The organism is Cyanobium sp. Copco_Reservoir_LC18 (assembly GCF_009834675.1).
In the GTDB taxonomy this organism is placed as follows: domain Bacteria; phylum Cyanobacteriota; class Cyanobacteriia; order PCC-6307; family Cyanobiaceae; genus Cyanobium; species Cyanobium minutissimum.
Genome location: NZ_ASAC01000018.1, coordinates 39,592 through 60,474, shown reverse-complemented (window position 1 = coordinate 60,474; position 20,883 = coordinate 39,592). Strand labels below are relative to the sequence as shown.

General features: G+C 69.3%; 17 protein-coding genes. 12 read left to right on the top strand and 5 right to left on the bottom strand.

Annotated elements, in window-relative coordinates; all coding sequences use genetic code 11:
• The first annotated feature begins 49 nt into the window (after positions 1-49).
• Positions 50-385: a hypothetical protein gene (locus tag L107_RS10535; protein WP_201295867.1), complete on the top strand. Its 336-nt coding sequence runs from the start codon at positions 50-52 to the stop codon at positions 383-385.
• A 22-nt stretch (positions 386-407) separates the two neighbouring features.
• On the opposite strand, the gene L107_RS10530 is transcribed toward L107_RS10535, so the two are convergent.
• Positions 408-2,774 carry a bifunctional (p)ppGpp synthetase/guanosine-3',5'-bis(diphosphate) 3'-pyrophosphohydrolase gene (locus L107_RS10530; protein WP_159818629.1) on the bottom strand — a complete coding sequence of 789 codons (2,367 nt, stop codon included), beginning with the start codon at positions 2,772-2,774 and terminating at the stop codon, positions 408-410.
• A 97-nt stretch (positions 2,775-2,871) separates the two neighbouring features.
• Here L107_RS10530 and L107_RS10525 point away from each other — a divergent pair, with 97 nt between their 5' ends.
• On the top strand, positions 2,872-4,482 hold the full coding sequence (locus L107_RS10525) for an ABC transporter ATP-binding protein (protein ID WP_159818627.1): 1,611 nt from the start codon (positions 2,872-2,874) through the stop codon (positions 4,480-4,482).
• Positions 4,483-4,505: 23 nt separating this feature from the next.
• A complete protein-coding gene (locus L107_RS10520; protein WP_159818625.1) occupies positions 4,506-5,030 on the top strand; it encodes a YqhA family protein in 525 nt (174 codons plus the stop codon).
• Between the two features lie 26 nt (positions 5,031-5,056).
• On the opposite strand, the gene L107_RS10515 is transcribed toward L107_RS10520, so the two are convergent.
• Positions 5,057-5,650, bottom strand: a complete 594-nt coding sequence (locus L107_RS10515; RefSeq protein ID WP_236550628.1) for a DoxX family protein — start codon at positions 5,648-5,650, stop codon at positions 5,057-5,059.
• Between the two features lie 44 nt (positions 5,651-5,694).
• Between L107_RS10515 and glgX the strand changes: the two genes are divergently transcribed.
• A complete protein-coding gene (glgX, locus tag L107_RS10510) occupies positions 5,695-7,824 on the top strand; it encodes a glycogen debranching protein GlgX (protein WP_159818623.1) in 2,130 nt (709 codons plus the stop codon).
• On the opposite strand, the gene L107_RS10505 is transcribed toward glgX, so the two are convergent.
• Both L107_RS10505 and L107_RS10500 read right to left on the bottom strand, forming a co-directional pair.
• Positions 7,763-8,743, bottom strand: a complete 981-nt coding sequence (locus L107_RS10505) for a VOC family protein (protein WP_236550627.1) — start codon at positions 8,741-8,743, stop codon at positions 7,763-7,765. The two genes, glgX and L107_RS10505, sit on opposite strands and share 62 nt — an antisense overlap.
• Complete coding sequence (locus L107_RS10500) at positions 8,740-9,618, bottom strand: DMT family transporter (protein ID WP_159818621.1); 879 nt, start codon at positions 9,616-9,618, stop codon at positions 8,740-8,742. The genes L107_RS10505 and L107_RS10500 overlap by 4 nt, the downstream gene beginning before the upstream one ends.
• Before the next feature lie 246 nt (positions 9,619-9,864).
• Between L107_RS10500 and L107_RS10495 the strand changes: the two genes are divergently transcribed.
• Positions 9,865-10,671, top strand: coding sequence for an SDR family NAD(P)-dependent oxidoreductase (locus tag L107_RS10495; protein WP_106219397.1), 807 nt, complete (start codon positions 9,865-9,867; stop codon positions 10,669-10,671).
• Between the two features lie 12 nt (positions 10,672-10,683).
• On the opposite strand, the gene L107_RS10490 is transcribed toward L107_RS10495, so the two are convergent.
• On the bottom strand, positions 10,684-12,135 hold the full coding sequence (locus tag L107_RS10490; RefSeq protein WP_159818619.1) for an NAD(P)/FAD-dependent oxidoreductase: 1,452 nt from the start codon (positions 12,133-12,135) through the stop codon (positions 10,684-10,686).
• A gap of 161 nt (positions 12,136-12,296) precedes the next feature.
• Here L107_RS10490 and L107_RS10485 point away from each other — a divergent pair, with 161 nt between their 5' ends.
• The 7 genes from L107_RS10485 to L107_RS10455 are packed head-to-tail and all read left to right on the top strand — an operon-like array spanning position 12,297 to position 20,875.
• A complete protein-coding gene (locus L107_RS10485; protein ID WP_015110318.1) occupies positions 12,297-12,794 on the top strand; it encodes a DUF2231 domain-containing protein in 498 nt (165 codons plus the stop codon).
• Positions 12,794-13,417, top strand: a complete 624-nt coding sequence (locus L107_RS10480; RefSeq protein ID WP_159818617.1) for a DUF2231 domain-containing protein — start codon at positions 12,794-12,796, stop codon at positions 13,415-13,417. The genes L107_RS10485 and L107_RS10480 overlap by 1 nt, the downstream gene beginning before the upstream one ends.
• Positions 13,418-13,430: 13 nt before the next feature.
• Positions 13,431-14,369, top strand: a complete 939-nt coding sequence (locus L107_RS10475) for a cytochrome c oxidase subunit II (protein WP_159818615.1) — start codon at positions 13,431-13,433, stop codon at positions 14,367-14,369.
• Positions 14,370-14,373: 4 nt separating this feature from the next.
• The gene (locus tag L107_RS10470; RefSeq protein ID WP_159818613.1) at positions 14,374-16,044 is read left to right on the top strand and encodes a cbb3-type cytochrome c oxidase subunit I; all 1,671 of its coding nucleotides are present in this window, start codon (positions 14,374-14,376) and stop codon (positions 16,042-16,044) included.
• Entirely contained in the window at positions 16,041-16,652 is a 612-nt protein-coding gene (locus L107_RS10465; protein ID WP_159818611.1) for a heme-copper oxidase subunit III, read from the top strand. Before L107_RS10470 ends, L107_RS10465 begins: the two co-directional genes overlap by 4 nt.
• Before the next feature lie 3 nt (positions 16,653-16,655).
• Positions 16,656-18,170: a GMC oxidoreductase gene (locus L107_RS10460; RefSeq protein ID WP_159818609.1), complete on the top strand. Its 1,515-nt coding sequence runs from the start codon at positions 16,656-16,658 to the stop codon at positions 18,168-18,170.
• Complete coding sequence (locus tag L107_RS10455; RefSeq protein WP_159818607.1) at positions 18,167-20,875, top strand: glucosidase; 2,709 nt, start codon at positions 18,167-18,169, stop codon at positions 20,873-20,875. Before L107_RS10460 ends, L107_RS10455 begins: the two co-directional genes overlap by 4 nt.
• Positions 20,876-20,883: the final 8 nt, after the last annotated feature.

Here is a 20,883-nt window from a genome sequence, read left to right as displayed (position 1 = left end):
CGCCGTTCCAGACTGGACCCTCACATCAGGACCTCCCACCATGACCGCCTTGCGTGCCGCTCTCGTGCTGCTGTGGCTCGCCGTGGCCGGCTACACAGCGGTGGTGGTGGCGCACCATGGCATCGACCTGGTGAGTGTCTTCCTGTCGGACCTCCGCGGGATGGGCTGGCCCGGGCAGTTCGATCTGGATTTTCTCGGCCTGCTGCTGCTCACGGGCCTCTGGGTGGCGTGGAGACATGACTTCTCCGCCAGGGGACTCGGCCTGGGCCTGCTGGCCGCGGTGGGCGGGATTCTGTTTCTGGCGGCCTATCTGCTGGTGCTGTCCTTCCAGGCCAACGGCAGCATGAAGCAGGTGCTGCTGGGGGCCCGCCGGGCCGCCGCCTGACGGGGCCGGTCCGCCGGCAGGTTCAGCCGATGCCGGTGCGGCAGAGGTCGAGCACGTCGGCCATCGAGCGGATCTGGTCCATGGTGGTGCGCAGTTGCGCGGCACTGAGCAGCTCGACCCGCAGGTCGATGCGGGCCGGCTTGCCGGCGCTCGTGCGCACCCGGGCATCGCTGACGTTGATGCGGTGGTCGGAGAGGCGCATCAGGATGTCCTTGAGCACCCCCACCCGATCCAGCACCTCGATGCGCAGCCGCACCGGGTAGCGCCGTTGCTGGGCCTCGCCGAGGGGGTTCCAGCGCACCGGCAGCCGCCGCTCCACCGGCACCTGGGGCACGTTGGCGCAGTCCTGGCGGTGGATGGTGATGCCGTGGTTGCCCAGGGCCACGGTGCCCACGATCGCCTCCCCGGGCAGGGGGCTGCAGCAGCCCCCCAGGCGGTACTCCAGCCCCTCCAGCCCCAGAATCGGGCTGTTCGAGGGGTGCCCGTGGGGGGTCTGGCGCGGCTGGGCCGCGGCCACCCCGGCGGCCACCTCCTCGTTGGTGGGGACGGGGGCGGCGGCGGCGGTGCTGAGGCGCACCTCCTCCCGCAGGCGGTTCAGCACCTGCTGCAGGGTGACGCCGCCGAAGCCCAGGGCCGCCAGCAGGTCCTCGGTGCCCACCAGGTTGCAGCGCTTGGCCACCCGGGCGATCGCCTCGCCGTTGAGCAGGGCGTCGAAGCCGTCGCGGCCCAGCTCCCGCTCCAGCATCTCGGTGCCCCGCTGGATGTTGTCGTCCCGGTGGCTGCGCTTGTACCAGCCCCGGATGCGATTGCGGGCCGTGGGGGTGGCCACGAAGTTGAGCCAGTCGAGGCTCGGGTGGGCGTTCTTGGCGGTGATCACCTGCACGAAATCGCCGTTCTGCAGCGGTGTGGCCAGGGGACAGAGGCGGTCGTTGATGCGCACGCCCTGGCAGTGGTTGCCCACCTCCGAGTGGATGCGGAAGGCGAAGTCGACGGCGGTGGAGCCCTTGCGCAGCCCCACCACATCCCCCTTGGGGGTGAACACGAACACCTCCTCATCGAAGAGGTCCTCCTTGATCGAGGCCAGGAAGTCGCTGCTGTCCTCGCCGCCGTCGTCCTTCTGCCAGTCGACCAGCTGCCGCAGCCAGTTGAAGCGCTCGGTGTCGCCGGCGGCCGGCGAGCCCCCCTCCTTGTACTTCCAGTGGGCGGCGATGCCGTACTCCGCCACCTGGTGCATCTCCGTGGTGCGGATCTGGACCTCGATCGGCCGGTGACGGCCGATCACCGCCGTGTGCAGCGACTGGTAGCCGTTGGGCTTGGGCAGGCCGATGTAGTCCTTGAAGCGCCCGGGGATCGGCCGGAAGATGTCGTGCACCACCGCCAGGGCCCGGTAGCAGCTCTCCACGCTCGGGCAGAGGATCCGCAGGGCCGCCACGTCGTAGATCTCGTGGAAGGCCTTCTGCTGGCGCTGCATCTTGCTCCAGATGCCGTAAAGGTGCTTCGGCCGGCCGCTCACCTCGCAGTCCTGCAGGCCCGCCGCCACCAGCCGGTCGCGCAGCAGCTGCACCGTGGCCCCGAGCCGCTCCTCCCGTTCGCTGCGCTTGGTGGCGACCTGCTGCTGCACATCGCGGTAGGACTCGGGCTCCAGCACCTTGAAGGCCAGGTCCTCCAGCTCCCACTTGAAGCGGCCGATGCCCAGGCGGTTGGCCAGGGGGGCGTAGATGTCGCGGGTCTCCCGGGCGATGCGCTGCTGCTTCTCGGGCTTGAGGGCGCCGAGGGTGCGCATGTTGTGCAGCCGGTCGGCCAGCTTGACCAGCACCACCCGGATGTCGCTGGCCATGGCCAGGAACATGCGGCGCAGGTTCTCCGCCTGGGCCTCGGTGCGGTTGGTGAAATGGATGCCGCCCAGCTTGGTGACCCCCTCCACCAGGGCACGCACCTCCTCGCCGAAACGGGCTTCGATCTCCTCCGGGGTGACCTGGGTGTCTTCCACCACGTCGTGGAGGAAGCCGGCGGCGATCACCGCCGCGCTGGCGCCGATGTCACGCAGCAGACCGGCGACGGCGATCGGATGGACGATGTAGGGCTCGCCGCTGGCCCGGAACTGGCCGTCGTGGAGCTGGTAGGCGAAGTCGAAGGCCGTGGCCACCAGGGCCTCCGGATCCACCGGGCGCGCCTCCGCGTCGGCGGGCTGCCGTTGCTGGAGGCTCTGGCGCAGCCAGGCCGGCAGGGGGACGCCGTAGTCACGCTCGGGGGCAGCCAGGGATGCCGGGGCCTCCAGGGCCGCGGGAGGCTCCTGCGTCGTTTCCCGCGTCCCCTCTGGAGCAGCAGAAGGTGCGGCCGAGGCGTAGGCCAGCGGAGAGGAACCTGGATCCGGTGCCACCCTCAGCATCACACCCTTCAGGGTGTACCCATGGTATGGGGCAATCGTCACGAACCAGGGGATTTGCGCATTCGGCCATCCAGACTGGGCGCCGCCGGTGTCGTCCATGGCCCTGCCCGCCCCGTCCCTGCCCGCGGCCCCGGTGCTGCGGATCGGTGGTCTGCAGGTGCGCTACCCCGGCAGTGAGCGGCCCACCCTCGATGGGCTCGACCTGACCCTCAGCCCCGGCGAACGGCTGGCCCTGGTGGGTCCCTCGGGCTGCGGCAAGAGCACCGTGGCCCGGGCCGTGCTGCAGCTGCTGCCCCCGGGCAGCGTCTGCGACGGCGAGCTGCTGCTGGCGGGACAGGACCCGCGCCGGCTCAGGCGCGCCGCCCTGCGCCGGCTGCGGGGCGAGGCGGTGGGCCTGGTGTTCCAGGACCCGATGACCCGGCTCAATCCCCTGCTCACCATCGGCGAGCACCTGCGCGACACCCTGGCCGCCCACCGCGGCGGGGGCCGCGAGCGGGCCCGGGAACTGCTGGCCCGGGTGGGGATCGCCCCGGAGCGCTACGGCAGCTTCCCCCACGAATTCAGCGGCGGCATGCGCCAGCGCCTGGCCATCGCCCTGGCCCTGGCCCTGCACCCGCCCCTGGTGATCGCCGACGAACCGACCACCAGCCTGGATGTGGCCGTGGCCGGCCAGGTGATGGCCCAGCTGAGCGAGCTCTGCACCGAAACCGGCAGCGCCCTGCTGCTGATCAGCCACGACCTGGCCATGGCCGGCCGCTGGTGCGACCGCATCGCCGTGCTCGACCAGGGGCGGCTGGTGGAGGAGGCCCCGAGCCTCCGGCTGCTCACCGCCCCGGCCTCGCCCCTGGCCCGGCGGCTGGTGGGCGCCGCCCGGGAGCGGGAGGGCGGGCGCAGCGTGGCCCCCGCCGCCGCACCGGTGCTGCTGGAGGTGGAGGAGCTGCGCAGCTGGCACCCCCTGCCCTCCCTGCCCTGGCGGCCGCGCTGGATCAAGGCGGTGGATGGGATCAGCCTGACCCTGCACGAGGGCGAGACCATCGGTGTGGTGGGGGCGTCGGGCTGTGGCAAGAGCAGCCTCTGCCGCGCCCTGATGGGGCTGGCGCCGGTGCGGGGCGGGGCGGTGCGGCTCCAGGGGGTCGACCTGCGGCGCCTGGGGGGGCGGTCGCTGCGGCGGGCCCGGCGCCGCCTGCAGATGGTCTTCCAGGATCCCCTGGCCTGCCTCAACCCCCAGATGACCGTAGGGGAGGCGGTGGCCGACCCCCTGCTGATCCATGGACTGGCCCGCCGCCCGGAGGCCCGCCGCCGCGCCCGGGAGCAGCTGGTGCTGGTGGGGCTCGATCCGCCCGAAGCCTTCGAAGACCGCCTGCCCCGCCAGCTCTCGGGCGGTCAGCAGCAGCGGGTGGCGATCGCCCGCGCCCTGATCCTGGGCCCCCAGGTGCTGCTCTGCGACGAGAGCGTCAGCATGCTCGACGCCGAGGTCCAGGCCGACGTGCTGGCCCTGCTGCGACGCCTGCAGGGCCAGCTCGGCCTGGGCATGCTGTTCATCACCCACGACCTCTCGGTGGCCGGCGGCTTCTGCCATCGCGTCCTCGTGCTCGACGGTGGTCGCGTCGTCGAGCAGGGGGCCGGTGCCGAGCTGCTGGCCCACCCCCAGGCGGCGATCACCCGCACCCTGGTGGAGGCCTGTCCGCGCCTGCCCCCCCTGCCCTGAAACCCCATCCACGCCGCACCGCCATGCTGCACCGCCTGCTCCTGCGCGCCCGCTACCTCACCCTGGTGCCGATCCTGGCGCTGCTGGCCAGCTGCCTGGCCCTGTTCCTGCGCGGCAGCCGGCTGATCCTGGAGCAGCTGCGACTGGCCCTGGTGAGCATCACCGACCTGGTGGATCTCAACCGCTTCGAGATGGACATTCTCGAGGGAATCGACCTGCTGCTGGTGGGAACGGGCTGTCTGGCCCTGGCGATCGGCATGTTCTCGCTGTTCATCAGCGAGCTGAAGCTGCCGAAGACCCTCAGCTTCCGGAACTTCCACGAAGTGAAGGGCATGTTCGCCAACTTCATCATCCTGGCGATGGCGATCTCCTTCCTCGAGCTGCTCAACAGCTTCGACCCCGACGACCCCGCCCACTCCGTCGCCGGCGCCGACATCTTCTTCCCCGGCGCCGGCATGGCCGTGGTGACCCTGGCCCTGCTGGCCTTCAAGTACTGGGGCGGCGAGCGGGAGGATCAACGCTCCGCGGCATCGCCGGAGCGCGACTGATCAAGCCGAAGGCCCCTGGCGATCCTTCAGAGAAGGGCGCGCAGCAGGTCGGCGATCAGCAGGTTGTCGAGGGACAGCAGACCGCCGCCGGAGGTGATCAGCACCAGGCACATCACCACGTACATGGCCGCCTTCTCCCAGCTGGGCGGCTCACCGACGCCCATCGGGCCGGCGTAGTCCCCCTCGGGAATCTGATAGGGATCCGGTGCGATGAACGGGAATCCCGAGACCAGCTCCAGCACCATGGCGTAGGCCATCGACACCAGGATCGCCAGGGCCGCCAGGGGGGTGAGCAGACCGGGAATCAGGGCGATGCCCGCGCCCCACATCGAGGCCGCCGAGAGGAAGCAGAGCCATTCCGGCGTCTTCATCGCCGTGGACCAGGTGCGCAGGTTGCGCAGCTTCGGCCAGCCGTGGCGGATGAAGGCCACCCCCACGAACAGCCGCAGCACCAGCAGCCCAGCACCGGCCGCCACCGATGGGCCGGTGGGCACGAGCAGGGTGACGATCTCGAGATCCATCGGCGGGCGCACCAGCTGGAGGGCTTGCCGGCTCACCGTAAGCAGGGTCGGCGGACGGCGCAGCGGGGCGGCCGGGCGAAACCAGGGGGTCCTGGCCATCATGCGGAGGGGACGCCCCTGTCCCTTCCACCCCTGCCGACGCCATGACCTCATGCACGGCGGCCCCGCCGTCCCCGGGCAGCAGTGCCCCCCTGGGCGCCTCGCTCAGCGATGGCGGCGTCAACTTCAGCCTCTATGCCCGGCGGGCGACGGCGGTGGAGCTGTGCCTGTTCGCACGGGTCGACGATGCCGTGCCGTGCCGGCGCGTCGCCCTCGACCCCGACCGGCACCACACCGGCGACTACTGGCACTGCCGGCTGGAGGGGATCGGGCCGGGGCAGCCCTACGGCTGGCGCGTCGAGGGGCCCCAGCAGCCCCAGCTGGGCCTGCGTTTCAATCCGGCCAACCTGCTGCTCGATCCCCACGGGCTGGCCCTGGCGATGCCATCGGACTACGGCCGCGCCCCCGGCCGCTGCAGCGCCGGCGACTGGGGCACCGCCATGAAGAGCGTGGTGGCCGACCCGCTCGCCTACGACTGGGAAGGGGATCGGCCCCTGCACCGGCCCTCCCGCGAGGCGGTGATCTACGAGCTGCACGTGCGCGGCTTCACCGCCCACCCCAGCGCCGGCCTGCCGCCGGAGCAGGCGGGCACCTACCGGGGCCTGATCAGCAAGATCCCCTACCTCCAGGACCTGGGCATCACGGCGGTGGAACTGCTGCCGGTGTTCGCCTTCGATCCCCTGGCGGCCCCCGCCGGCCTGCGCAACTACTGGGGTTACCAGCCGGTCTCCTTCTTCGCCCCCCACCCGGGCTACGCCTGCAGCGCCGACCCCCTGGCGGTGATCGACGAGTTCCGCGACCTGGTCAAGGCGCTGCACCGCGCCGGCATCGAGGTGATCCTCGATGTGGTGTTCAACCACACCGCCGAAGGGGACGCCGAAGGGCCGGCCTTCTGCTTCCGGGGGCTGGCGGACGGCGACTACTACCTGCAGAACGGCGATGGCACCTACATCGACGTCACCGGCTGCGGCAACACCTTCAACGCCAACCACCCGGTGGTGCGGCGCCTGATCCGCGAAAGCCTGCGCCACTGGGTGCGGCATCTGCATGTCGATGGCTTCCGCTTCGATCTGGCCTCGGTGCTGGACCGGGACCAGACCGGCCGACCCACCCCCCTCTCGCCGATCCTCTGGGACATCGACACTGATCCGGTGCTGGCCGGGACCAAGCTGATCGCCGAGGCCTGGGATGCCGGCGGCCTCTATCAGGTGGGCAGCTTCGTCGGCGACAACTGGCAGGAGTGGAACGGCCGCTTCCGCGATGACGTGCGCCGCTTCATCAAGGGGGATGGGGGCCTGGCGGCCAGCGTCGGCCAGCGCCTGATGGGCAGCCCCGACATCTACGGCCACAAGCAGCGGGAGGCGGAGGCCAGCGTCAACTTCATCACCTGCCACGACGGCTTCACCCTGGCCGATCTGGTCAGCTACAACGGCAATCACAACGGGGCCAACGGCGAGGGCAACCGCGACGGCAGCGACGACAACGCCAGCTGGAACGGCGGCGTCGAAGGGCCCACCAGCGACCCCGAGGTCCTGGCCCTGCGGGCCCGCCAGAGCCGCAACCTGCTGACCATGCTGCTGCTGGCGGTGGGCACGCCGATGCTGGCCATGGGCGATGAGCTCGGCCGCAGCCAGCAGGGCAACAACAACGCCTACGCCCAGGACAACCCGATCAGCTGGCTCGACTGGTCGCTGCTGGAGCGCAACGCCGACCTGCATCGCTTCGTGAGGGAGCTGCTCGCCTACCGCCAGCGCCGCGACGTGGTGGTCAACGCCCGCAACCTCAGCCTGGGCGAGCTGGTGCGGCGCCACCACGTCCGCTGGCATGGGGTCGAGCCCGACCGGCCCGACTGGAGCGAGAGCTCCCACGCCTTCGCCGCCACGATCACCAGCGTCGACCACCGGTTCCGCTGGCACGCCATGGTCAACGCCTGGTGGGAGCCGCTGCACTTCCGGCTGCCCGCTGCCGAGGGCGACCAGCCGAACTGGCGCCGCTGGATCGACACCTCCCGGCCCAGCCCGGAGGACATCGTGCCCTGGATCAGCGCGCCGGCCCTGGAGGCAGACACCTACACCCTGGGCCCCCGCTCGATCGTGGTGCTGGTGGTGGGCCTCAGTCCTGCAGCAGCTGCAGGCGATGGCCATCCGGATCCGCCAGCTGCAGGGCCCGGCTAGCCCCGAGCCATTCCGCCTGATCCCCGAGCGCGACGATCCCCGGCGACATCACCCGCCCCCCCAGGGCCCCGGCCCGGTCGGCGATGGCCTCCAGGTCGGCCACCCGCAGGCGCAGCTGCCAGTGGGCCAGGTCCTGGAGGCCCTGGTCGGCGGGCATGGGCCGGCCACCGGTGGGTTCGCGGTAGTCGAGGCACTCGACCCCGGCGCCGCTGGGGCAGCGGTGGCCCGTGATGCGCACCCGGGTGCCCACCAGACCGTCGAGACCATCCTGCTCCGGGCCGCTGTTGACGCCGTCGCCGCCAGCGGCCAGGCCCAGGAGCTCGCGGTAGAAGCGACCACTGGCGGCCGTGTCGGCGATGCCGATGGCGCTGTGGTCGATGCCCAGCACCGGCCCGGGGGCGTCGCCATGCCAGCGGGCCTCCCCCTTGTCCGGCGGGAACTGCAGCAGCTCCAGGGGATGGCCGTCCGGATCGCGGAACTTGAAGGCGACGATGCCCGCGGCGGCCGCATTCCAGTCCGGCAGGCGCTGGGGCGCCGAGGAGATCGCCGCGATCCGGCCGGCGGCGAAGGCCGGCTGCAGCGCCGCCAGGGCCGCCTCCAGGCTGTTGACCACCAGACAGGCGTGCTGGAACCAGCGGTCGTTGCTGCGGGAGGCGGCCGGGATCGGTCGCCCCGGACGGACGCCCGGACCCGGCGTGAGCACCTCGGTGAGCTCTAGCACCTCCGCCCCGATCGCCAGCCGCAGCGCCCGCAGGCGGGCGGCCGGCAGCCCCACCAGGGCCCCATAGGCGCCCCCTTCCAGCTCCCGGGCCTCCCCCAGACGCCGGAAGCCCAGGCAGGTCTCGAAGAAGGCGGCGCTGGCCTCGGCATCGGCCGTGGTGAAGCCGAGGCTGTCGATGTGGGGAAGGGTCAGCGTCATGGGCCGGCCAGCGTCATCGGTCCGGGCGCCGGTGGGGGCGGGTTCTGCCCCACCAGGCTGAGCACCCCGCCGACGCAGATCAGCACGGTTCCCACGATCACGCCGGCATTGGGGATCTGGCCGAACCAGACCCAGCCGATCTGGCCGGCGAAGACCACCGAGGAATACTGAAAGGCCCCGATCGCACTGGGATCGGCATAGCTGTAGGCGCGGATCAGCAGAAACTGGAAGCTGAGCAGACAGAGGGCCGAGGCCAGCACCCACAGGAACTGATCGGGGCTGATGGCGTGGAACTGCCCGACCATCATCAGGCTGGAGACCAGACCGCCGATGGCCAGGAAGTAGACCAGCTGCGTCAGGGCGGACTCACTTCTGCCCAGGGCCTTCACCGCCAGAAATTCGATGGCGCAGACGAATCCGGCCGCCAATCCCAGCAGGTCACCGGGCTTGTCAAGGAGACTGGCGTTGGGCTGAACGACGATCACCATCCCGGCAAATCCCACCGCCAGGGCCTTCCACAGGCTGGGGGGAATGCGCTGCCTGAGCACCAGCCAGGCCAGCAACGGGATGAACATGGGCGTCGTGTTCAGCAGCACATTGGCGTTGACAAGATTCACCAGCTTGGCCGCCGACATGAACAGCAGAAACCCGGCCATGCCCATGCCGCCACGAAGCAGGTGGAGCGGGAACACCCGCGTGGGAAGATCGCGCCCGCCGCGCATCACCAGCAAGGGAATCAGCAGCAGCAGCGCCAGCACAAACGTCAGCCAGGTGAACATCAGCGCATCCATGGCGCTGCCCACCGCCCGCGCAAACGCGCTCTGCAACGTATTGGCCAGGAAGGCCGCCACCAGCAGGGCCGCCCCCCTGGCCACCGAAGGTTTCCCCGGCCCATTGCGGGTCCCGTTGCTGTCCGGCCCCTGCAACGCTTCGCCGTCCATCGGGCTGGTTCCCCTCGCTCGTGCCTCAGCGTAGGGGCCTTCCGGTGTGATGCCACGGTCACCGTATCCCGGTGGTGCGTTGTCCGTCGCCGCAACGATCCCTATCAAGGGCCGCTCCTTTGGGCGTCCCTAGGATGAAAGCGTGGACATCCCTCCCCATTCCTTTCCTGGCCGCACCCGATGACGAGCTCCAACCCCCTGGCCGGCAAGGCCCTGTCCACCCTGCTGCAGGGCAAGGTCGCCATCGTCACCGGCGGCAACAGCGGCATCGGCAAATCAATCGTGGAATATCTGGCCGAACTCGGTGCCAAGGTGGTGATCGATTACCGCTCCCATCCCGAAGCCACCGAGGAACTGGAGCGTGAAATCGGCGCCTATGGCGGCTGCAGCTTCGGGGTTCAGGCCGATGTGGGCAAGCTTGATGACCTGCAGCGGCTGGTGGACACCACCGTGCAGAAATATGGTCGGCTCGATGTGATGATCAACAACGCCGGCATTGAAACCCGGACCTCGATCCTCACCACCACCCCGGACAACTTCGACAAGGTTCTCGATGTGAATCTGCGCGGTGTGTTCTTCGCCACCCAGTTCGCCGCCAAGCAGATGATCGCCCAGGGCGGCGGCGGCCGCATCATCAACATCTCCTCGGTGCACGAGGACTGGCCGATGCCCGACAACACCCCCTACTGCTGCGCCAAGGGCGGCGTCCGCATGCTCACCCGCACCGCGGCCCTGGAGCTGGCGCCCCACGGCATCACCATCGTCAATGTGGGCCCCGGCGCGGTGGCCACGCCGATCAACGACTCCACCATGAACAATCCCGAGCTGCTGGCCAAGCTCAACGCCGCCATTCCCATGGGCCGCATGGCCCAGCCGGAGGAGATCGCCAAGGTGGTGGGCTTCCTGGCCAGCGACGCCGCCAGCTACATCACCGCCACCACGATCTTCGCCGACGGCGGCCTGATGCACAGCAGCCCCGGCCTCTGAACGGACCGGCGCCTAGGCCGCCGCCGGCTGCTCCGTGGAGGACGCCGCGGGGTTCACCGCCGGGGCCGGCGCAGGGTCCTCCACCCGTTCGGCCCGCTCCAGCCCCACCTCCACACCCAGGTGCTGGTCGGGGCGGCCGGTGATCAGCAGGCTGGCCCGCTGCTGGGTGGCGATCATCCACAGCCACTTGGTCAGCAGGGTGAGGCGGTTCTCGTTGGCGGGCATGAAGGCCAGGTGGGCCAGGCCCCACAGCAGCCAGCCGAGGGGACCGGTGAACCTGAGGCCCCGCAGGTCGGCGACGGCGCAGAGGGGGCCGATCACCGCCATGCTGCCGAAGTCGAACCAGCGGAAGGGTGCCTGGCGCCGCCCCCCCAGCTGGGCCAGCAGGTCGAGGGCGACCCAGCCCCCCATCTGCACCGCCGGGCCGGCCATGCCCGGCAGGGGCTTGCCGTCGACCGTGTGGGAATAGGAGCAGAGATCGCCCACCACCCGGATCTCCGGATGGCCGGCGATCGAGAAGTCCGGCTCCACGACCACCCGCCCGCCGCGGTCGACCGCACAGCCGGTGCGCTCCGCCAGCAGCTTGCCGAGATGGGAGGCCCGCACCCCCGCACTCCAGCAGATGGTGGCCGCCTCCAGCACCCGTTCACCGGGGGTTCCCGGTGCCGGCGACTTGAAGGCCACCGTGAGGCGTCCGGCCTCGATGCTCTGCACCCGCCCCCCCAGCACCAGCTCCACACCGCGGGAAACGAGGTAATCGCCGGCCGCCTGGGACAGGGATGGATCCATGGCCCGCAGCACCCGGTCGCCGGGATCGACGAGCACCACCCGGCAGAGGCCGGGATCCAGCTGGCGGAAGTCGCGCCGTGCCGCGTGGCGCATCAGCTCGTTGATCGATCCGGCCAGCTCGCAGCCGGAGGGGCCACCGCCGACCACCACCACCGACTGCAGAAAGCGGCAGCGTTCCGGATCGGGGGTCTGCTCAGCCTCCTCCAGGGCGGTGAGCACCCTGCGCCGAATCTCATCGGCGTGCTCGAGGATCTTCATCGGCGGCGCCAGTTCCCGCCATTCCTCATGGCCGAAGTAGGTGCTGCCGGAGCCGGTGGCCAGGATCAGGCTGTCGTAGCGCAGGCGGCGATCGTTGAAGACCACCTCCCGGGAGGCGGCATCGAGATCGACCACCTCACCGAGCAGCACCTGCACATTGGCCGCCCTGGCCAGCAGCAGTCGCAGCGGCGTCGCCACATCCGCTTCCGACACCAGACCGGAGGCCACCTGATACAGCAGGGGCTGGAAAAGATTGAAGTTGCGCTTGTCCACCAGGGTCACCCGCACCGGCTGGCCGGCCAGCCGGTGGGCCGCCTTCAGGCCGGCGAACCCCCCACCCACGATCACCACATGGGGCCAGCCCTTCATCACGGCCTCGCCCGGCTCCAGCTCGAGGAAGAAGCGTTCCTTCGCCATCGATGCGGTCCGCGGGTTGCCTGAAAGCTAGGGAGGATCCCGGAAACGGCGAGCTCCCGGCCACGTCGGCATATCGCCACAATCCTGCAATAAATCCTCACAGACCCAGGCCAGCCGCCGGAGCCTGGCCATGGTGAAGGGGCACAGCGTGGCCGGTGCCCATGCAGCAACTGCTGCCAGCCCTCAATGACCACAACCTGCCCTGGATGGACACCCTCCATCCGATCGTGGTCCATTTCGTCATCGCCATGGCGGTGATCAGCGTGGTCTTCGATCTGATCGGTGTCGTGCTGCGACGGCCGAATCTGTTTGAAGTCAGCTTCTGGAATCTGCTGTTCGCCACCGGGGCGATCTTCGTGGCGATCATCTTCGGCCAGGTGGAGGCCGGGCTGGCCGATCCCTATGGCGCCTCCCGGGCGATCCTCAACCTGCACAGCACCCTGGGATGGTCGTTGGCCGGCATCCTCTCGGTCCTCACCGGCTGGCGTTACGTGCTGCGCAACCGCGATCCCGAGACCCTGCCGCTCCCCTTCCTGGCCGCCGGCGGGGTGCTGGCCGCGCTGGTGGTGGTGCAGGTCACCCTGGGCAACCAGCTGATCTGGGTGTACGGCCTGCACACCGTGCCGGTGGTGGCCGCCGGACGGGCCGGGCTGATCTGATGGACCTCTCCGTGCTCCCGGCCGAGGCGCCGATCCAGCAGCTGGGGGACTGGCTGGGGCCCAACGACCTGCCCTACAGCCTGCCGATCCATCCGAATCTGGTCCACTTCACGATCGGCCTGTTCGTGATCGCCATCGCCTTCGACATCGTCGGGGCCCTCTATCCGATCGAGAAGCGGGTGTTCCGCTTCCTGGCCCTGCCGATCACCCGGGCCGGCTTCCACGACGTGGGCTGGTACAACCTGCTGGCCTGCGCCATCGTCAGCTTCTTCACCGTGGCGGCGGGCTTCTTCGAGATGCTGCTGGCGGTCCCCGTGCCGGGCGTCACCAGCAGCATCGGCCTCCAGAGCATGGAAACCATGCTCTGGCACGGCGTCGGCGGGGTGGCGATCCTGCTGGCGATCATCGCCATGACGGTGTGGCGCGGCTACCAGCGCTTTCTCTGGCGCCGGGACATGGGCCGGCAGGTGCAGTGGCTCTACCTGCTGGTGGGCCTGGCCCTGTTCCTCGTGATCGGCCTGCACGGCACCCTCGGTGCCGAACTGGCGGCCGAATTCGGGGTCCACATCACCGCCGACCAGCTCCTGGCCAACGGCGCCGACCTTCGCGACGCCCTTCCCTGAGGGCCCCCTTCCCATGACCTCCGCCCCCCCGCGTCGCCCCGGCCCCATCGCCCTCGTCGCCCTGGCCCTCTGGGTCGGCCTGCTGCTGCTGGTCAGCCTCTGGGTGGCGGGGCAGTCCCTGCGGTGGCTGCCGGTGCAGGCCTCCAATGCCGCCCCGCTGGTGGACGGCCTGTTCAGTTTCGAGACCGGCGTCGGCACCTTCGTGTTCCTGGGGGTGATCTCGGTGATGGCCTGGGTGGTGCTCGTGCACCGGGCCGAGAAGTACGACGAGAGCGATGCCGAGCCGATCGAGGGCAACACCCGCCTCGAGGTGATCTGGACCGCCATTCCGCTGGTGCTGGTGATGGCCATCGCCTGGTACGCCATCCAGGTCAACACCGAGCTCGGGGTGCTGGGCCCGATGGAACACGTCCATCTGAGCGAACCCCTGCCCATGGCGATGGCAGCCCCGAAAGGCCAGGGACCGGCGGAGGAGGTGGAGGTGATCGCCCGGCAATGGTCATGGGAATTCCGCTACCCCGCCGAGCACGTCTCCAGCACCGAGCTGCACCTGGAGCTGGATCGGCCGGTCACCTTCCGCCTGGTCTCCGAGGACGTGCTGCACGGCTTCTTCATCCCGGCCTTCCGGCTCAAGCAGGACGTGATCCCTGGCCGGGCGATCGATTTCAGCCTCACCCCCACCCGCATCGGGCGCTACCGCCTGCGGGATTCCCAGTTCAGCGGCACCTGGTTCGCCGCCAACCAGGCCGATGTGGTGGTGGAGACGGCCGACGACCACACCGCCTGGCTGAAGCAGGCCGCCGCGGCCCCCCTGCAGCCCGGCCTCAGCGTGGCCTCCGCCGAATACGCCGAACGCCAGAGCAACCCCCGCAGCGGCTGGCCCACGGTGGTGCCGGCCCCGCCGCCCCAGGTGAACGCTCCCGGTTCCAGCTCCCTTCCCCACGACGCCTGAGGCCATGACCAGCACCGCCCTCTCCCCCGAACCGCCCGCCTCCTGGCGGCGTTACTTCGGCTTCAGCAACGATGCCAAGGTGATCGGCATCCAGTACATCGTGGTGGCCTTCTTCTTCTTCCTGGTCGGTGGCCTGCTGGCCATGATCATGCGGGGCGAGCTGATCACACCCGAGGCCGATCTGGTGGATCGCACCGTGTACAACGGCCTCTACACGATGCACGGAACGATCATGCTGTTCCTGTTCATCTTTCCGGTGCTCAACGGGCTCAACAACCTGTTGATTCCCACCATGATCGGCGCCCCGGACATGGCCTTCCCCAGACTGAACACCGCCGCCTTCTGGCTGGTGCCGGTGTTCGGCATCCTGCTGATCGCCAGCTTCTTCGTGCCGAGCGGCCCGGCCACCTCCGGCTGGTGGTCCTATCCGCCGGTGAGTCTCCAGAATCCCCTCGGCCACCTGATCAACGGCGAGTTCCTCTGGGTGCTGGCGGTGGCCCTCTCCGGCGTCTCCTCGATCATGGGCGCGGTGAACTTCGTCACCACGATCCTGCGGATGCGGGCGCCGGGCATGGGCTTCTTCCGCATGCCCGTGTTCTGCTGGACGGCCCTCGCCGCCCAGACCCTGCAGCTGATCGGCCTGCCCGCCCTCACCGGCGGCGCCGTGATGCTGCTGCTGGATCTGAGCGTCGGCACGTCGTTCTACCGGCCGGAAGGGGGCGGCGACCCGGTGCTGTATCAGCACTTCTTCTGGTTCTATTCCCACCCGGCGGTGTATGTGATCATCCTGCCGGTGTTCGGCATCTTCTCGGAGCTGTTCCCCGTCTATTCGCGCAAGCCGCTGTTCGGCTACGTCTATGTGTGTCTGGCTTCCTTCATCATCGTCGGCCTGGGGCTGATCGTCTGGGTTCACCACATGTTCCCCAGTGGCGTCACCCAGTGGATGCGCAACCTGTTCATGGTCACCACGATGCTGATCGCCGTGCCCACCGGGGTGAAGGTGTTCGCCTGGCTGGGAACGCTGTGGCGGGGCAAGATCCGGCTCACCACCCCGATGCTGTTCTGCCTGGGCGGCCTGTTCAACTTCGTCTTCGCCGGCATCACCGGCATCATGCTGGCCACCGTGCCGATCGACATTCACGTCAGCAACACCTACTTCGTGGTGGGGCACTTCCACTACGTCATCTATGGCGCCGCCGTCATGGGGGTGTTCGCCGCCATCTACCACTGGTTCCCCAAGTTCACCGGCCGCATGCCCTACGAGGGCCTCGGCAAGCTGCATTTCGTGCTCACCTTCATCGGTGCCAACCTCAACTTCCTGCCCATGCACCCGCTCGGGCTGATGGGCATGCCCCGGCGGGTCTCCTCCTACGACCCGGAGTTCGCCTTCTGGAACGTGCTGGCCAGCCTGGGGGCCTTCCTGCTGGGGGTGTCGATCATCCCCTTCCTGCTCAACATGATCAGCTCCTGGGCCCGGGGGCCGAAGGCCCCGCACAACCCCTGGAACGCCATCGGTCTGGAGTGGCTGCTGCCCTCCCCTCCGGCGGAGGACAACTTCGGTGAGCACGTTCCGACGGTGATCAGCCGCCCCTACGGCTACGGGAGCGGGGAGCCGCTGGTGGAGCACCAGGCCGAGATCGAGCGCACCCTCACCCTTCAGGACGCCAACCGATGAGCAGCACCCCCCTCACCCCCGGCGACGACGCTGCCGCCCCCCATCCCCATGGCGAAGGGCAGCACGCCAACCACAACCTCACCGGGTTCATCATCTTTCTGTGTTCCGAGAGCGTCATCTTCCTGGCGTTCTTCAGCGGCTATGCCCTGCTGCGGCTCTCCGCCATCGACTGGCTGCCCGCCGGCGTGGAGGGCCTGGAGTGGCGCCTGCCCCTGATCAACACGGTGGTGCTGGTGTCGAGCTCCTTCACGATGGTGGTGGCCGAGCATTTCAAGGGCAAGGGGAAGATCTGGCTGTTCCGGGGCTTCTGGCTGCTGACCATGGCCATGGGGACCTATTTCCTCTACGGCCAGGCGGTGGAGTGGCGCGGCCTCAGCTTCGGCTTCACCTCCGGCACCTTCGGTGGCACCTTCTATCTGCTCACCGGTTTCCATGGCCTGCATGTACTCACCGGCATCCTGCTGATGGGCCTGATGCTGGCCAAATCCTTCGTCCCCGGCAACTACGACCGGGGAGAAGAAGGCGTCATCGCCACCTCCCTGTTCTGGCACTTCGTGGATGTGATCTGGATCATCCTGTTCGTGCTGCTCTACGTCTGGAGAGCCTGAACCATGATCATCGACGACACCCACTACGACGTGATCCTGATCGGCAGCGGCGCCGGTGGCGGCACCCTGGCGGCCGCCCTCGCCGATGGGGGCCACACGGTGCTGTTGCTGGAGCGTGGTGGGGTGATGCCCCAGGCCGATCAGAACGTGGCCGAGGTGGGGCTGTTCCGCAAGCCGAGGTACCACCCCGAGGAGAAGTGGTTCGGCACCGACGGTGATCCCTTCTCCCCCCAGATGGTGCATGCCATCGGCGGCAACACCAAGATCTGGGGAGGCGTGCTCGAACGCATGCGCGAGGCGGAGTTCACCGGCGTGGCGCTCCAGGAGGGTCCGTCCCCGGACTGGGAGCTGCGCTACGACGAGCTGGCCCCCTGGTACGAGCAGGCCGAAACGCTCTATCGCGTCCACGGCGTGGCCGGTGCCGACCCCACCGCCCCCCCGATGCAGGGCGCCTATCCCGCCGCACCGCGACCGGTGGAGCCCTTCCTGGTCGAGCTGCGCGCCGCCCTGGAGCGCCAGGGGCTCCATCCCTACGACCTGCCCCTGAGCTGGTCCGAGTCGACGGTCGACCCCACCGGCGATGCCGAGCTGTTCGGCGTCGATCCGGCGCGCGGCGCCGGCACCGTGACGGTGAGGGAGAACGCCCGGGTGCTGCAGCTGCACGTCAACCCGTCGGGCCAGGAGGTGCGCGGCGTCGAGGTGGAGATCGACCACCAGCGCTGGCTGTTCCGCAGCCACCAGGTGGTGCTGGCCGCCGGGGCCATCGGCACACCGGAGATCCTGCTGCGTTCCGCCACCGACCACCACCCCCGTGGCCTGGCCAACGGCTCCGACCAGGTGGGCCGCAACCTGATGAAGCCCCAGCTCACCTCGATCCTGCAGCTGGCGGCCGCCCCCAACTCGGGCCGCTACGCCCGCGGCCATGGCATCACCGACTTCTACTGGGGTGACAGGAACGTCGACTTCCCCCTCGGTTCGATCCAGAGCGGCGGCGGGGTGCTCCAGGACGCCCTTTTCGCCGAATCACCACCGGTGCTCTCCCTGGTGACCCGCCTGCTGCCGGACTTCGGCCTCGAGCAGCTGGCCGCCCGTTCGATCACCTGGTGGGCGATGAGTGCCGTGCGGCCGGATCCCCACAACCGCGTCGCCCTGCGGGGTCAGAACCTGCAGATCCACTACACGGCCAACAACCGGGAGGCCCACGACCGGCTCGTCTACCGCTGGATCGACTGCCTCAAGGCCGTGGAGGCCGACCCCCTGACCCTGGTGGCGAAGGCCGCCCCCACCCACCCCCGCGGCGAAGCCCCCCTGCCGGTGATCGGCGGCGCCTGCGGCACCTGCCGCATGGGCTCGGATCCGGCCACCTCGGTGGTCAACCTGGAGGGCCGCAGCCACGAGCTGGCCAACCTCTGGATCGTCGATGCCAGCGTGCTGCCCTCCTGTCCTTCGGTGGGGGTGGGGCTCACCGTGATCGCCAATGCCCTGCGCATCGGCGCCGCCCTGAAGGCCTGCCTGTGACGGCCAGCGTCCCCAGCCCCGCCGCGATCGACGCCATCACCCCGTCGGAGACCCGGCGCATGGCCGAGCGCGACCACGGCCTCGCCCCCTGGAGCCTCTGGGGCAGCTACCTGAGCGAGCGTCAGTGGGGCACGGTGCGTGAGGACTACTCCGCCGACGGGGACGCCTGGCGCTCCTTCCCCCACGACCACGCCCGCTCCCGCGTCTACCGCTGGGGCGAGGACGGCCTGCTGGGCCTCTGCGACGACCAGTGCCGCCTGTGCTTCTCGCTGGCCCTCTGGAACGGCATGGATCCGATCCTCAAGGAACGGCCCTTCGGCCTCGGCAACCCCGAAGGCAACCACGGCGAGGACCTCAAGGACTACTTCTTCCATCTCGCCAACACCCCCACCCACAGCTTCATGCGGGGGCTCTACAAGTACCCGCAGGGGGCCTTCCCCTACGAACAGCTGCGGCAGGAGAACGGCCGCCGCGGCCGCGACCAGCCCGAATACGAACTGATCGACACCGGCATCTTCGACGAGAGCCGTTACTTCGATGTGGTCATCGAATACGCCAAGGCCGGCCCGGAGGACCTGCTGATCCGCATCCGGGCCACCAACCGCGGTCCCGATCCCGCCCCCCTCACCCTGCTGCCCAGCCTGTGGCTGCGCAACACCTGGCGCTGGGGCTATCCCGATGAGGTGGAGCATCGGATCCGCCCCCTCGCTGACGCCGGCGGTCCTTCGATCGTCACCGAGGCGCTCCCCCACCTGGGGGTGTACCAGCTCGACTGCCGGGAGCCCGGCAGCTGGATCTTCACCGATAACGAGACCAACAGCGAGCGACTCTGGGGTCAGCCCAACGCCACGCCCTTCCAGAAGGACGGCTTCCATCGCCATGTGGTCGACGGGGAGACCGGCGCGGTGAACCCGGCCCTGGTGGGCAGCAAGGCGGGGCGTGTGCTGCAGCGCACCCTGGCCGCCGGCGAGGAGTGGCTGGTGGAGCTGCGGCTGCATCGGCGCGACGGCCCCGCGCCGGGCCCGGCCGAGCTCGGGGAGACGTTCGGGGCGATCTTCCGCGAACGGGAGCGGGAATGGCTGGAGTACTTCGAGCATCGGGTGCCGGGGCTGTCCGAGGACGACCGCCGCATCCACCTGGCGGGCACCGCCGGGCTGCTGTGGTGCAAGAAGTACTACGGCTGGAGCGTGATGCGCTGGCTCGAGGGCGACCCCACCGGGGCGCCGCCGCCTCCGGAGCGCCGCCGCAGCCCGAACGCCTACTGGCAGCGGCTGCACGCCCACGACGTGATCTCGATGCCGGATTGCTGGGAATACCCCTACTTCTGCCAGTGGGATCTGATGTTCCACGCCGTGGCCTTCGCCGTCTTCGACCCGGCCACGGCCAAGGAGCAGTGCATGCTGCTGCGCAAGCCCCAGTACACCGCCCCCAACGCCCAGACCCCCGCCTATGAGTGGGCCCTTTCGGACCCCAATCCCCCGATCGGCGCCTGGGCGGCGATGCGCATCTATCAGATCGATCGCAAGAACAGCGATGCCGCCGATCTGGGCTTCCTGCGCGCCGCCCTGCGCAAGCTGATCCTGGAATACGGCTGGTGGGCCAACCGCAATGACCGCTCCGGCGACAACGTGTTCGAGGGGGGATTCCTGGGACTCGACAACATCGCCGTGTTCGATCGGCGCTTCCCCCTGGCCGACGGCAGCATCATCGAGCAGTGCGACGGCACGGCCTGGATGGCCTCGCTCAGCCTCAACCTGCTGCAGATCGCCGTGGAGCTGAGCCGCGAAGAGCCGGAGTACGCCGACATCTGCGAACGCTTCGTGGTGGACTTCGTGCAGCTGGCGATCGCCCTCAACAATCCCGCCGGCCGCAATTACCTCAACTGGGATGAGGAGGACGGCTTCTACTACGACGTCATCAAGCGTCCCGACGGCAGCGTCGACTACCTGCGCACCCGCTCGCTCTCGGGCCTGGTGCCCCTGCTGGCGGTGCAGAGCTTCGACATCGACACCGTGGCACGGTTGCCGATGCTTGATGTCACCCAGACCCTGGCCTGGTTCACCCACGAGCGCACCACACCCTCCTGGATGGTGGAAAACCTGGGAATCTGGAACAACGACCGGGTGCTTTTCACCCTGGTGCCCAGGGAGCGCCTGCAGCGCATCTGCGAGCGGCTCTTCGATGAGGAGGAGTTTCTCTCCCCCCATGGCATCCGCTCCCTTTCCAAGGTGTACGACCAGCACCCCTACACCTACACCGAAGGGAGCCAGAGCCAGACCCTCGCCTACAGCCCGGCCGACAGCCCGGTGGCGATGTTCGGGGGGAACTCCAACTGGCGTGGGCCGGTGTGGATGCCGATGAACTTTCTGCTGATCGAATCGCTGCAGAAGTTCGCCCATTTCTACGGCGACAGCTTCCAGGTGGAGTTCCCCACCCGTTCGGGCCACTGGATCACCCTCTGGCAGGCTTCCCTCGAGCTGGAGAAGCGGCTGGTGGGGCTGTTCCGCCGCGACGGCCGGGGCCGTCGTCCCTTCCTGGGAGATGTGGAGCTGTTCCAGACCGATCCCCACTGGCGCGATCTGATCCTGTTCAACGAATACTTCCACGGCGACAATGGAAGTGGAGTGGGTGCCTCCCACCAGACCGGATGGAGCGCCATGGTCTGCAAGATGCTCAACCAGCTCCACCGCTATCCCGAAGGCTGATCCCCCTG